Source organism: Schaalia odontolytica (genome assembly GCF_002847525.1).
GTDB classification, from domain to species: domain Bacteria; phylum Actinomycetota; class Actinomycetes; order Actinomycetales; family Actinomycetaceae; genus Pauljensenia; species Pauljensenia odontolytica_B.
Genome location: NZ_PKKM01000009.1, coordinates 92,504 through 106,451, shown reverse-complemented (window position 1 = coordinate 106,451; position 13,948 = coordinate 92,504). Strand labels below are relative to the sequence as shown.

The following is a 13,948-nucleotide window of genomic DNA, read 5'->3' as shown; positions in this document are numbered from 1 at the left end:
AATTGCAGGGCGAGGGCTGAAACGGGTACGAAGCAGTTCACCTGCAGACGACGACCGCGAAACCCGACGAACCAGAGCCTCGTAATAGCCACTCGTGGACGGCAGACTGACGTCACGCCCTCGTGTTCCCCTCGCGCACGCGCGAGGGGAACACGTCTCTAAGACGCGTTGCTTCTGGAGGCAGCTTTCTCGGGGAAGGACAGCAGACGATCCCTGTAGTGCTCGTACTGGGCACGGCGGGCGGCAATCTCGGCGGGGAGGCCCGACGTAATGTCGTTGACGAGAACATCGAAGCGATCCAGCAAATCGGCGATATGCTGTTGCTCGTCGAGCGCAGACACAGGAATTTCAAAGTCCATCAACCGCGGAACGACAAGCGAGTTAACCGAGCCGCCTTGCTTCGATGTCTGCCTCAGAATCTCCTGTCCATTTGCTAATAATGCATAGTAAATATACCGACGCTCGAAACGATCGGAATCTACGACAAGAGTTTTCATGTCCTGGTTAAATGTCGCATCAACATCAATCTGCGCAACAGGAAACGTGTGCTGCAAAATACTAGAACGCACAACAAGAGCGATTGAGGGAGCCTCAATCAGTTTAACGTTAGACTCGCGCACAGCTCTGTCGGTAATATTCATCATCGAATTCTGAATCTTCGATGATCGCATATCTTTCGGCGTGATCCATGGGATGTTACCCTCATCCCAATAGTCAGCTCGACTCTTTGAAGGAGTCCCGCCCCCACTCCAAACGCCGAACTCCCGAAGGGGAATCCAACTGACCGGGCCGCGGGCAGCCAGGGATTCATACGAGAGCAGTTGGTTACGGTAGTGCTCATACTGGGTCCGCCTGGCTTCCAGCTCCGCTTCCAGCTCCGCTTCCAGCTCCGCTTCCAGCGTCGTGAATTGATCCAATATTCTCACGATCTCTCGCTGCACTTCCAGCGGGGGACAGCAAACAGGCATCTTTGAATAGACAGCAATCCAATGCCGCGCATGCGAGCCGACTTGGTATTTGATCGTCTGCATTAAAAAATACAAAAATCGTATATCAGCAACACTCGGATCTGCGGCAGTAAGGATTTTTGCTGCCGAAGACTTCAATTTGAAGGGAAAATCTACCCACTTTGATGCTGTAGTGAAGTCATCGAAAATGATGACGGGATCATCTGTCGAAGCAGCATATACACCATGGGTTTCACTCGAATAGCCCAGCAAAAAGGTCGCACCCGCAGTGAGAACTGGTGTTGGATAAGAGGGATCATAGTCTTTCGAACTCACCAAGAACGGCGTTGGCTGCTGGTATACCAGCAACTCACCCAACGGCCTGTATTCCACCCCGTCCGGGCACAGCTCCTCGATCAGCTCGGCGAGGCGGCTCATCGGTCGGCCTCCAGTTCTGCGACGATCGCATCGATGGAGGCACGCAGCTCACGCTGACGCTCCACGATGCCCGCGATGCGAGTGTTCAGCTCGACGATGTCGACCTGCTCGCGCGTGTCCTCGGGCTCGACGTAGGAGGACACCGACAGGTTCCAGTCGTTGTCCTTAATGTCGTCGATCGACACCAGCGCCGCCACATGGTCGACGGCCTGACGCTCGGACACGAGGGAGAGGATCCGCTGCTGGTTCTCCGCCGTCAGGCGGTTCTTGTTCCCCTCACGCACGCACTCGGCGGAGGCATCCACGAAGAGAACACTGTGGTCGGCGCGCGCCTTCTTGAGCACGATGATGCAGGTCGCGATCGTCGTCCCAAAGAACAGGTCCGGGGGCAGCTGGATGACCGCGTGCACGAAGTTGTTTTCGACCAGGTATTTGCGGATCTTCCCCTCGGCGCCGCCGCGGTACAGGACGCCCGGGAACTCGACGATCGCGGCCGTTCCATCCTCGGCCAGCCAGTGCAGCATGTGCATGGTGAAGGCCAGGTCCGCCTTGGACTTGGGGGCCAGCACGCCCGCCGGCGCGAAGCGCGGGTCGTTGATGAGACCGATGTCGTCCTTGCCAACCCACTTCGTCGAATAGGGAGGGTTCGAGACGATCGCGTCGAAAGGCTGATCGTCCCAGTGGGCGGGTTCCGTCAGGGTATCCCCCAGCGCGATGTCGAAGTTCGAGAAGTTGACGTCGTGCAGGAACATGTTGATGCGGCACAGGTTGTACGTCGTCAGGTTGATCTCCTGGCCGAAATACTGGCGACTGCTCGACGGCCCGAGAAGCTTCGCGAACTTCAGGAGCAGGGACCCCGAGCCCGCGCACGGGTCGTACACGCGAGCTACATCGGAGCGCCCGTCCAGCGCGAGGGTTGCGAGAACCTCCGCAACTTCCTGGGGCGTGTAGAACTCGCCACCCGACTTACCCGCGCTTGAGGCGTACATGGTCATCAGGTACTCGTATGCGTCGCCGAAGGCGTCGATCTTCGCAGCACCGTGTTCCAGAGGTAGATCGCCGACAGCGTCCATGATCTTCACGAGCTTCGCGTTGCGCTGGGCGACCGTGTTCCCGAGCTTCGTGGAGTTCACGTCCACGTCGTCGAAGAGGCCACGCAGATCCGACTCGGACCCGCTGCCCCGCGCCGAGTTTTCAATGAAGCGGAAGGCGTAGGAGAGGGTCTCGTTCAGGTTCTCGTCGCCGGCAGCCTGAGCGCGCACGTTTCCAAACAGGTCAGAGGGACGAATAAAGAAGCCCTTTTCCTTGACGATGCCTTCACGCGCCGCTTCCGCGTCCTCGTTGCTGAGGGTCGCGTAATCGAAGGCCGCGGCCTCTTCAGGGGTTCCGCCTTCAGCGAGGATCGCCGCGCGCTCGGAGGTGTTCACGTAGTCCGTCAGGTTCTCCGAGATGAAGCGGTAGAACAGGAATCCGAGGACGTAGCTCTTGAAGTCCCACCCGTCCACGCTGCCGCGCAGGTCGTTGGCGATACGCCAGATCGTCTTATGCAGCTCGGCTCGTTCGCTCACTGCCGCCACGGTGTCCTCATTTCCGGCTCGACGCAGATGCACTGCGTCCCGACTAGGTCTTCGTCATCTCCATTGGCCCACCCTCAGCAGTTGCGCGGACCGCACGAAACAGCTTACGGCACGCCCCCACATCTGTGGGCCATCGCACCCCAAGACGAGGCCATATCCACATTCCCAGCCCCGGCCTCGTCGATGAACGTCAACCGAGCGAAACGGGCCCACAAAACCCAACTTTTCAGGATACTCCCCCACCGCAACTCTGTTAGACACTTTCAGAAAGCAACAACAGACCCCCTCCTCACATAACAGCCATTACACCAGCTCACAGGCATACAACACCTGGCAAATACTCAGAAATTCAACAATCCCACGATTTTACTTGTCCGCACTGCGGGACATTTTCGCCCAGCATGACCATATTGTCGGTTAATTTACTGAAAAATCGCTTTACCGTTGAATGGGCGCATTTTCACGCGCATGACTCCCCCACCGGGCAGTCCCGTCAACGATTTCGAGGACACACACGTCATGGAGACACGACATCCCCTGACCATCCCCGCCGCCATCGTGCTGGGCACCGCGGTCGTCGCCACCGCTCTGCCCCTGCCGAGCAGCACACCGGCCACCGCCACGGGCACGGCGCACGTCACCCGCGCCTACACGGACAAGTCCACACACGAACCGGGTAAGCAGGCGACGATCACGGCCGAGGCCTCGACCGAGGGAACCGTCCACTTCTCCGTCAGCCACCTCGGCGTCGAAATCGACTCGGGCGACGCCACCGTGACGAACGGCAAGGCCACCTGGACCTACACGACGCCGAGCGAGAACAACCAGGGCTACCTCGTCACCGCGACCGGCGGGGACGGCACGCACGCGGAGACCGCCATCGACGCCTCCACCAGCTGGACGCGCTTCCCACGCATGGGCTACCTCTCCCACTTCAAGCCCGCTGCCCCCGATGGCTTGGCGGACAACGCCACCTACGAGCCCTACCTCTTCCACGCCCCGTCCGACTACGTCACGAAGCTCAGCCAGGACTACCACCTCAACGCCTTCCAGTACTACGACTGGCAGTACCGCCACGAGCAGCCCGTCGCCAAAGGCGACCTCAAAAACGAGTGGCCGCTGTGGTACCGAGACACCTACGCCTCCGCTGCGACCATCAACACCTACGTGACCACCGCGGACAACGTCGGCGCCGCCTCGCTGGCCTACTCCATGGCGTACGCAGCCAACGACGGCTACGACACGAACGCCATCAAAGAAGACTGGATCCTGCGCGAGAACAACGGCTCCTACTGGCAACGCGACTTTGGCAGCCAGTGGTGGGTCCAGGTGCCCCCCAACACGCCCAAGCCCCAGAACCACATGACGATGATGAACGTCAACAACAAGGGCTGGCGCGACTACATCACCGGCCAATACGTGGACCAGAAGAAGACGTTCAACTTCACCGGCACGCACATTGACACGCTCGGTCAGACCCACAAGAAGGATGCTTCCGGCAACAAGATCGACCTGACCGAAGGCCTGTCATCGCTCGTTAACGAGACGGCCGAGAAGACGAAGGGCGCGGTGGGCATCAACCTGCCCGATGGCGCTGGCAACGACAAGCTCATTAACGGTTCGTCCACGTACCTGTACACCGAGCTGTGGGACAACAACGAGACGAACGCACAGGTCGCCAGCTATCTGCAGGGTGTGCGTGGCTCGGGCGCGAAACAGCCGCTGATCGTGGCCGCCTACGCGAACGACTACGATCCGACCACCCGCTACTGGGACGCGGCAGCCAACAAGTACAAGCATCCCGAAATCGCTGCCGACAACGGCGTGCGTATCGAGGCCGAGTCCGACCAGGCGCGCGTGAGCGGCGACGTCACCATCGTGTCGGGCGACGCTTCCGCATCTGGCGGCTCCTACGCGTCGGGTATTGCCAAGGACGGCGACGCCGTCACCTTCACCGTTGACGCAGGACAGGGAGGCACCTTCACCTTCTCGCCGCGTTACTCGAGCCCGCAGGCAGATGGCGCCAGCCACCAGGTGATGATCGACATGGGCAAGAAGGGGCAGCAGAAGCTCCTGAAGTACGTCACCTTCAGCAAGACGCAGAGCGACTCTGACTGGCGCGAGGACATCAGCATCAACGTGGAGCTCACCCCGGGCACCCACACGATTTCCTTCCCGATCGACAAGTACGAGAAGTACGCGCCCGTCAACATAGACTGCATTACATTCCGGGAGTTCAACGCAGATTCCGTTAAGCTCGCCGACGCGATGTTCGCGGCGAACGGCGCGCACCACCTGGAGCTCGGCGACTATGGGCGCATGCTGGACGATCAGTTCTTCGCTGAATCCGGCCGAGGACTGTCCCCAGACCTCCAGGCGTGGATGAAGAACTACTACAACATCTCCACCGCCTACGAGAACCTACTCTTCGGCGACAACCTGACGCGCAAGGAACGCCAGGTCGAGGTTTCGACGAACGGCGTGGGCCTGCCGACTTCGACGGACGGGGCCGCGAACACGATCTGGGCGAACACGATGACGTCCAACGCGGGCACGGCCCTGCACCTGATCAACCTGCGCACCAACGACAACGAAGGCAACGACGAATACTGGCGTAATGCCGCCAAGCAGATCCTCGCCTTCGACAACACGTCCGTCACCTACCACCTGGAGGACGGCGAGGCGATCCCCGGTTCGATCTTCGCCGTCAGCCCGGACGTTGACGGTGGCCGCGCGACGCCCCTCGACTTCACGACGGGCACGGATGAGCAGGGCCGCACGACGATCACGTTCAACGTGGGCCGCCTGGCCTCGTGGGACATGGTCGTCTTCTCCCCCGCCACCTACGCGGACCGCGCAGCTGCTGCACCTCAGGCAGTGGACACATCCGACAACGCCGCTACAACCGACGCGGACGACACGGGCCTCGTGCCCGCGACGATCGTCGGCCAGCTGCGCAACGGCCTCGGCCAGTGCCTGACCTCCCAGGATCCGAAGGGATCCAACGGCACCCCCGTGGCGAACAGCAAGTGCGCCGGGAACAGCGCCGCGCAGACGGTCATCTACGAGGGCGACGGGCACCTCCGCATCGGCGACCGCTGCGTCGATGTCCTGGGCGGCTACACCGAGGAGGGCACGGTCGCGCACATGTGGACCTGCTACCCGGCTCTGGAATCCCAGAAGTGGGATCTCAACGAGTCCGGACAGCTCGTCAACCGCGCATCCGGCCTGTGCCTGACGATCCCGGGGGACACAACGCAGCAGAGCACGCAGGCGGTCATTTCACAGTGCTCTGACTCCTCCAAGTCGCAGCGCTGGACGCTCACGGACCTCTCCGGACAGTAACGTCCGCCTCCCCGGCACGGGCACAGCCGGGGAGGATGCAGGGCCTCTCGGACTCCATAAGACTCGGCCCCGGCCTCGTACATTTCACGAGGCCGGGGCCGAGTCAGGCGTCTGCGTGTCGTCAGGAACGGGCGACCTCGACGGCGGGAGACTGCACCAGGTTCGACAGGGCAGCGATGTAGGCACCGATCTGCTTACGGTTGAGGCTGTCCTGCATGAGGTTCGGCATGCCCTTCGTCGTGCAGGTGATCTCGGCGACGACACCTTCCTCGTTGGGGATAAAACCAACGATGATGTTCTCACCCCAGGACATCATGCCCATCGGGGTGTCGAAGGTGATCACGCGCCCGTTCGGGTCGGAGCGCGTCAGCGTCGCCTTCTTGACAGCCTGCACGGCCTGGGTTGCGGCCGGGAAAAGCTGATCGAACGGCACGTTGAACTGGAACGACTGCGTCGTGGAACGCATACCCATGAGAGTGTCTCCTTACAGATCTCAGTGTGCGCAGTCGGCGCGCACAGGTCACGCGTCGACCGGTGAAGAAGGGGTCACGCGCACCGACGCGATCGCCTCGGCGTGACGCTGCGGATGCGCGACTTCTTCCAGCTGGTTCAGCCTATCAGCACACGCCCAAATCTCATATTCGCTTCCATCGGCGCTCGTACACAAGACTGCCGGGCACCCTCACGGGCACCCGGCAGCGTCGCGTCTACGGAATCATCAACGCGGCTCGAAGGGGCTCACCGACACCGAGGGCATCTCCTGGCACACGCGCAGGGTCAGCTGCAGGCTCGTTGCGCCGGTGCCGGCCTCTGGCATGATGTCGACCAGCTCCGAATCGGCGGGGTTGCAGCCTTCGACGCCGTCCGTCGACTCTGCCGTTAGGGTCACGCCCAGGCGGCCTCCCTGAGCGATCGTGTAGACGTTTCCGGGGTCCTCACCGTCGCGCACGGCGGTGGAGATGACGGAGCCACCGCCGGAGAAGATGATCTGCGGGAAGCCGTCAATCCAACACGAGGGGCCCTCGTTCGTGAAGCCGATGTCCACGTAGGTGGTGCCGCCCGCCTCCTGCTGGGAGTCGATGGAGGGCTGCAGGTTCGTCAGGTCGCAGCGCTGATCATTGTCGGCGACGTTCACCTCGGGGGCCTGGTTCCCCTCATCGGGCACGCCGCTCTGGGGGCCAGCGCCGCTCTGGGCGGGCATGCCGCTCTGTGAAGAGGCGCTCGACGAATTGGACGAGGCCGCGGACCCCGCCTCGGGCTGGTTGCCCTTCGGGGAGCAGGCGGCAATGCCCAGGACGAGGGCCGACAGGGAGGTCACGGCAAGAATGCGTCGCGTGTTGATCATGGCCCCATCCTATGAAGTGCCACGCCGCTCACGTACCGCCACGCCGGGCGAGACCCAGGGGTGACAAGCGGCGCACCCGGGCGTGCCCGCCCACTGCGCCCCGACCTCGTCGATGTCAGTGCGTGACAGGTTCGATCTCGACGGGCGCCACGTCCATCTCTTCGAGGGATACCGTGCGGTCCTTACGCACCACGTGGTAGCCCCACCACACGACGCCGAAGAGCGGCAGGCCGATGTAGGAGGACGCAACCTCCCAGACCTGGCCATGCAGCACGGCTTCGTAGTTCTGTCCGGCCATGACGACCAAGCACATGACGAAAGCGATGATCGGCCCTGCGGGGAAGAACGGCGAGCGATACGGCAGATCCTCCAGGCGGTAGCCCTGCAGCAGGTAGGCGCGGCGGAAACGAATGTGACTCACCGCGATGCCCAGCCACATGATGATGCCGGAAATACCGACGATGTTGACCAGCCAGATGTAGGCATCGTTGAAGACCAGCTGCGTGAGGAAGCCACACGCCGCCGTCACCGTCGTCACGGCCATCGCGTAGGCGGGCACGCCGCCCTTGGTGACGCGGGCGAAGATCGCGGGCGCCTGACGCTTGAGGGCCATCGAGTGCAGCATACGCGAGGCCGCGTACAGGCCCGAGTTACCCGCGGACAGGATCGAGGTCAGGATGACCGCGTTCATGACGGCGGCCGCCGCGCCGATGCCCATGCGCGCAAACACGAGGGTGAAGGGCGACTGGGCGATGTTGTTCGCCGAGTCGTCGGCCGCGCTCAGCAGGCTCGGGTCCGTGTAGGGCAGCAGCGTGCCGATGACAGCGATCGCGCCGATGTAGAAGAACATGATGCGCCAGAACACCGTGCGGATCGAGCGTGGCACGTCCCTGCGCGGGTTCTCAGATTCGCCCGCGGCCACGCCCACCAGTTCGGTGCCCTGGAAAGAGAAGCCCGCGATCATGAAGACTGCGATGACGCCCACGAAGCCGTTGTGGAAAGGCGCGTCCCCAATCGTCCAATTCGACAGGCCCGGAGAGTTTTCACCCATGACCCCGGCGATCATGAAGACGCCCGACAGGACGAAGACGATGACGATGACGACCTTGATAGCCGCCAACCAGAATTCGGCCTCGCCGTAGACTCTCGCCGAGAGCGCGTTGAGCCCGACGACGATGACGAGGAAGCCCACCGCCCAAATCCACGAGGGAACGGACGGAAACCAATACGCCATGACGAGTCCCGATGCCACGAGGTCCGCGGCCACCGTCACCGCCCAGTTGAACCAATAGTTCCACCCCATGGCAAAACCGAAGGACGGGGAGATGAACTTGGTGGCGAAAGTCTGGAAGGAGCCAGCGACCGGCTGGTGCGCGCTCATCTCACCCAGCGACTGCATGAGGAGCAGCACCATCAGGCCGATCGCTGCGTAAGCGACGAGGGCTCCGCCCGGACCGGCGTTTGCGACCGTCGCACCGGAGGCCAAGAACAGGCCCGTTCCGATCGCGCCGCCGATGGCGATCATCTGCATATGACGGGACGCCAGACCGCGCCTGAGCGCGGTGTTGGAGCGCTCCTGCACATCGTTGGCGATGTCGTCGGGAGTGGGGGTAGCCATGAGTCGGTTCCTCATCTGTCGATCGTCGAGTCCCATCTTAGTCCCACAAACGCTTGTGTCGACGTTGGTAGATTCTTTTCTCATTCTTTAACGAGGCCGGAGCTGTCCCTCCGCTCTTGACACCCCACGCCCTGCCACGGCCTCGCCCGACCAAATGAGCCGCACACCCGCCGGGCGGTTACACTAAACCCACCCACGCCACGCAGGAGGTTCCTATGACGCAATCCCTCATGAGCATCGGTTGGATGCTCCTTGCCCTCGTCCTCTCTGCGTCCATCGGTCTCGAACGCCAGATCCGAGGCAAAAGCGCGGGCATCCGCACCCAGGCCATCGTCGGCCTCACCGCCTGCTTGATGATGCTCATCTCCAAGTACGGCTTCTCTGACATCCTCGTCGACGGCATCACCCGCTACGACCCATCGCGCGTCGCCTCGCAGATCGTGTCGGGCATTGGCTTCCTGGGTGCGGGCATCATCCTCACCCGGCACGGCGCGATCCGAGGCCTGACGACTGCGGCCACAATCTGGGAGACCGCCGCAATTGGCATGGCATGCGGCGCAGGCCTGTGGTGGCTCGCCGTGGCCGGCACCGTTTTGCATTTCATCGTCATCGCCCTGCTGACCCCGCTCGTCCAGTTCATTTTGATGCGCGCGCACGGACACAAGGTCACGTTGACGGTCCACTACTCCCCCGGACACGGGGTACTGTCCTCACTACTCAGCCAGGTGTCTGCCCTCGGCTGGACGGTCTCCGCTGTATCAACCCACACGGAGGCCAACGGCCGTGCGACAACGGCACGTTTCACCGCAGCCACGCGCCAGGATCTCTCGCGTTCCCTGCTCGTGACGACCCTCGCGGACCTCGACGGCGTCGCAGGCGTGGACATCAACGAAGACGACGACGAGTAAACGATCTCGACATGATGGGAGGGCCCGCGGCGTATGCCGCGGGCCCTCCACTTGTGTCATCTCAACGCGTCACGAACGCGTCCCGAAGGGGTTGTAGGGCTTATCGCCCTGCTGCCCCTGGTTGTAGCCCTGCTGGCCGTACTGCGGCTGACCGTACTGCTGCTGGCCGTACTGCGGCTGACCGTACTGCTGCTGGCCGTACTGCGGCTGGCCGTACTGCTGCTGGCCCTGAGCGGCCTGGGGAGCCTGGAAACCACCCTGCTGGGGCTGAGCGCCCGGGTAGCCGCCCTGCTGGGGCTGAGCGCCGTACTGCGGCTGGCCGTACTGCCCCTGCTGGGACTGGAAGGCGCCCTGCTGCTGGGCAGCCGGATATCCACCCTGCTGTGCCTGAGCACCATACTGCGACTGGCCCTGAGCGGCCTGGGGAGCCTGGAAGGAACCCTGCTGAGGCTGAGCGCCATACTGCGCCTGCTGGCCAGGCTGGTTCATGGGTGCACCAGTGAAAGCACCACCAAGAGCGCTCGGGTTGTCAACCGGCGCAACCTTGCCGTTCTTGAGTTCCAGGAGCAGGACAACACCGGAAGCACCGAGGCCGATCGAGAAGATCAGGAAGAGGATACCGCCGAAACCAAGCGAGGCCCTCGCGAGAACACCGAGCACCTGGAGAACACCAATCAGGGCGGTTAGGATCGCGACGATACCGGAGGACAGGAAGGCCCACTTTTGGTTCGTGAACCAGTAGGCAGCTCCCAGGCCAACCGCAATCAGCATGAGGAAGATGTGGAAGAAGGCGTAGCCGCCCGCCGAGAACATCGTGAAGGAATCGCCGTAGAGCGACCCGAAGGGCAGGACCATCGAGACGATCGACAGGACGAACGAAGCGGCCATGCCAATGAGCGCGTAGGTGGCGCGCACGGAGCGGCCCTTCACCTTGCCGGTCTCGGTAACGACGGCGCTCTGGAACTGGTTGAACGCCGTGTTAGCGGCTGCGCCGAACTGCTGGGCGGCAGCCTCAAACTGCTGGCCCGTCGAGGCGCCCTGCTGGCCGCTCTGAGCGGCGTACGAGGGCTGCTGACCCGCCGGCGCATATCCCTGAGCGCCGCCCGGGGCGGCGTACTGGGACTGCTGGCTCGGCTGCGCGCCATACTGCGCCTGGCCGTAGCCCTGCTGCTGGCCCGCCGCCTGGGCGGGGTTCTGCCCGTAGGCAGCGGCCTGCGCCGCAGCGTTCTCTTCCGCGACAATCTCGGCCATGGAACGCTCGCGCGTCCCATCAATGATCGTACGCTCAAGTTCCTCGTCCGAAATCGAGGGGGCCGAGGCCACGGGCGTTTCCGTCAGGGGCGTCACCTGAGGCTCTCCAACGAAGGGCTGGACCTCTTCAACGCTCTGCTGGGGTTCGTCCGCAACAGGCTCGGGCTCAACGACAGGCTCGGGCTCAACGACAGGCTCGGGCTCAACGACGGGAGCAACAGCCTCGACCTGGGGAGCACCCCACGCGTCGGACTGCACGGGCTCAGCTTCCACAGCGGGCTCAACGACGGGAGCTACGGCCTCGACCTGGGGAGCACCCCACGCATCAGACTGCACAGGCTCGGTCTGCGGAGCACCCCACGCATCGGACTGCACGGGCTCAGCTTCCACAGCGGGCTCAACAACAGCAGCAGGCTCTTCAACAACCGGCTGAGCCTCCTCCACCACGGGAGCAACGGCCTCCACCTGGGGAGCGCCCCACGCATCAGACTGCACAGGCTCGGTCTGCGGAGCACCCCACGCATCAGACTGCACCGGCTCAGCTTCCACAGCGGGCTCAACAACAGCAGCAGGCTCTTCAACAACCGGCTGAGCCTCCTCCACCACGGGAGCAACGGCCTCCACCTGGGGAGCACCCCACGCATCAGACTGAACAGGCTCGGTCTGCGGAGCACCCCACGCATCAGACTGCACCGGCTCAGCTTCCACAGCAGGCTCAACAGCAGCAGGCTCTTCAACAACCGGCTGAGCCTCCTCCACCACGGGAGCTACGGCCTCGACCTGGGGAGCACCCCACGCATCAGACTGCACGGGCTCGGTCTGCGGAGCACCCCACGCGTCGGACTGCACGGGCGACGGGTCAACAACGGGAGCATCCTCAACGACAGGCGAGGGCTCAACGGCAGGAGCTTCCTGCGCGACGGGCGCCGCCTGGACAGCGGGCTGTTCCACGGGCGCGGCAGCCTGACTGTAGGGATCGACCGGTTGCGCCGGGGCAGCGACGGGAGCAGGCTGCGCAACGGGAGGATGAGCGGGAACAACACCCCGGTTTGCTAGCCACTGGGCAAGCGCAGGATACAGCGACGGGTGCGTCGCCACGTAGGGGTGTAGATCCGCGCGAGCGGCGGTGATGTCGGCGAGGTCCTGCGCTGTCAGCGCCGGATTGCCCATGTCAGCAGCGGTGAGCTGCGACAGATCAAGAGTGCTCATCTCTATTCCTCTCGCGCCCGAAGGCGCAGTTCATGATGGCGAACATGCAATACTATCGCGTCGAGACGCGTATTAGTCAAGGTGTTTGCCCTCTGAAATACAAGTGACAAACAAAAGACCCGGCCCCTCACGGGACCGGGTCTGTGGTGGTAGCGGGGACAGGATTTGAACCTGCGACCTCCGGGTTATGAGCCCGGCGAGCTACCGAACTGCTCCACCCCGCGTCGGCTCTAAATAGTCTAGAGCATCATCCGGGTGGACACAAACCGAACGCGGTGATGTACGTCCTAGCGACGGAGCGCTGTCAGGACGCGCAGAATCAACGCCCTACTCGGAATCCTACGCGGGATCCGCCGGTGTTCCGGGCACGAGCGGGGCACCACTCGGAGGCGCAAGCACAGGGCCCGAGGCCTGAACCTGCACGGGAGCACCCTGGGGCGGCGCGGGCTGAGTCGTCGGCATCTGCACGGGAGCACCCTGGGGCGCAGCGGGCTGGGCCGGTGCCGCCGCATGCGGGTAGTAGCCGACCGGGGCAGCGCCAGGAGCGGGCACAGCCCCCTGCTGCGACACCGTGGGAACCTTGCGGTCCGGGATCACCAGGACGAAGGAAGATGCGACGCACAGCCACTTGAGGACCCACATGAAGAGTGATCGCAGGGAGGCCACCACTTCGCCGACCTCCCACTCTGGCGGAGTAAAGGCGATCAGCCAGTCTCCGCCCAGGAAGTGGATCCACACGGGCAGGATGATGAAGTAATCGACGAGCACGATAGCGGCGGCGACGTATCGCAGAGGCTTGATTCCCAGACGCACGTACAGGAACAGGAACACCACGATCACAAGATCGAGCAGCAGCCACGTCCAGAACATGACATCCGTGAACCTATCAAAGTAGTACTCAAGGCGCTCACTGCTGTAGGGAATGAAACGGTTGACGATGAAAATGAGCTTGACGGCAAGGACCAACCACGCGGCAATCCGCCCGTGGGTGGACAGCACGGGGCGCTTCGGGTTCGGCGCAGCCGCGTAGGCAGGAGACGGCGCGAATACGCCGGAGGTCGGAGCGGGCATCGTCGGAGCGGCCGAGGCCGGCACCTCGAACGGCTGGGGCACACCCGTGGGGGCAGGCAGAGAGCTGCGGGGGTCAGTCATGGGGTTCCTTCCACATCGTTGACGAGTCCGCGCTGCGGACGCTTTGCACCATAGTAGTGACACTGAACGACGCACACAGGGCAGTCTTGCCGCGAGCGCCGCTCCCCCATAGAGAGAAAACACCCGGCCCCGCGTCACAGGTCGTGACAGCGGGGCCG

The 13,948-nt window shown here is 63.1% G+C and carries 9 protein-coding genes and 1 tRNA gene; 2 read left to right on the top strand and 8 right to left on the bottom strand.

Annotated features, from left to right (window positions below; genetic code table 11):
• Window positions 1-158: 158 nt before the first annotated feature.
• Together CYJ22_RS07375 and CYJ22_RS07370 are read right to left on the bottom strand one after the other, a co-directional pair.
• A complete protein-coding gene (locus tag CYJ22_RS07375; RefSeq protein WP_101602154.1) occupies window positions 159-1,385 on the bottom strand; it encodes a restriction endonuclease subunit S in 1,227 nt (408 codons plus the stop codon).
• Complete coding sequence (locus tag CYJ22_RS07370; RefSeq protein ID WP_101602153.1) at window positions 1,382-2,962, bottom strand: type I restriction-modification system subunit M; 1,581 nt, start codon at window positions 2,960-2,962, stop codon at window positions 1,382-1,384. The genes CYJ22_RS07375 and CYJ22_RS07370 overlap by 4 nt, the downstream gene beginning before the upstream one ends.
• Window positions 2,963-3,481: 519 nt before the next feature.
• On the opposite strand from CYJ22_RS07370, the gene CYJ22_RS07365 reads away from it, so the two are divergent.
• Window positions 3,482-6,307, top strand: a complete 2,826-nt coding sequence (locus CYJ22_RS07365; protein WP_165782135.1) for a glycoside hydrolase family 66 protein — start codon at window positions 3,482-3,484, stop codon at window positions 6,305-6,307.
• Window positions 6,308-6,428: 121 nt separating this feature from the next.
• Here CYJ22_RS07365 and CYJ22_RS07360 read toward each other — a convergent pair whose 3' ends face one another.
• The 3 genes from CYJ22_RS07360 to CYJ22_RS07350 form a co-directional block, all read right to left on the bottom strand.
• Window positions 6,429-6,779 (bottom strand): hypothetical protein, encoded by a 351-nt coding sequence (locus CYJ22_RS07360; RefSeq protein WP_007587465.1) that lies wholly within the window; start codon window positions 6,777-6,779, stop codon window positions 6,429-6,431.
• 246 nt (window positions 6,780-7,025) lie between these two features.
• Window positions 7,026-7,652, bottom strand: a complete 627-nt coding sequence (locus CYJ22_RS07355; protein WP_101602151.1) for a DUF4232 domain-containing protein — start codon at window positions 7,650-7,652, stop codon at window positions 7,026-7,028.
• A gap of 115 nt (window positions 7,653-7,767) precedes the next feature.
• On the bottom strand, window positions 7,768-9,270 hold the full coding sequence (locus tag CYJ22_RS07350; protein ID WP_207760523.1) for an amino acid permease: 1,503 nt from the start codon (window positions 9,268-9,270) through the stop codon (window positions 7,768-7,770).
• Between the two features lie 215 nt (window positions 9,271-9,485).
• On the opposite strand from CYJ22_RS07350, the gene CYJ22_RS07345 reads away from it, so the two are divergent.
• Window positions 9,486-10,178, top strand: a complete 693-nt coding sequence (locus tag CYJ22_RS07345) for an MgtC/SapB family protein (protein WP_101602149.1) — start codon at window positions 9,486-9,488, stop codon at window positions 10,176-10,178.
• A 69-nt stretch (window positions 10,179-10,247) separates the two neighbouring features.
• Here the strand turns inward: CYJ22_RS07345 and CYJ22_RS07340 are convergent, their stop codons facing one another.
• From CYJ22_RS07340 to CYJ22_RS07330, 3 genes are all read right to left on the bottom strand, one after another.
• Window positions 10,248-12,638, bottom strand: coding sequence for a hypothetical protein (locus tag CYJ22_RS07340; protein ID WP_101602148.1), 2,391 nt, complete (start codon window positions 12,636-12,638; stop codon window positions 10,248-10,250).
• A 147-nt stretch (window positions 12,639-12,785) separates the two neighbouring features.
• A tRNA-Met gene (locus CYJ22_RS07335) sits at window positions 12,786-12,862 on the bottom strand.
• A 115-nt stretch (window positions 12,863-12,977) separates the two neighbouring features.
• Window positions 12,978-13,790: a hypothetical protein gene (locus tag CYJ22_RS07330; protein WP_101602147.1), complete on the bottom strand. Its 813-nt coding sequence runs from the start codon at window positions 13,788-13,790 to the stop codon at window positions 12,978-12,980.
• Window positions 13,791-13,948: the final 158 nt, after the last annotated feature.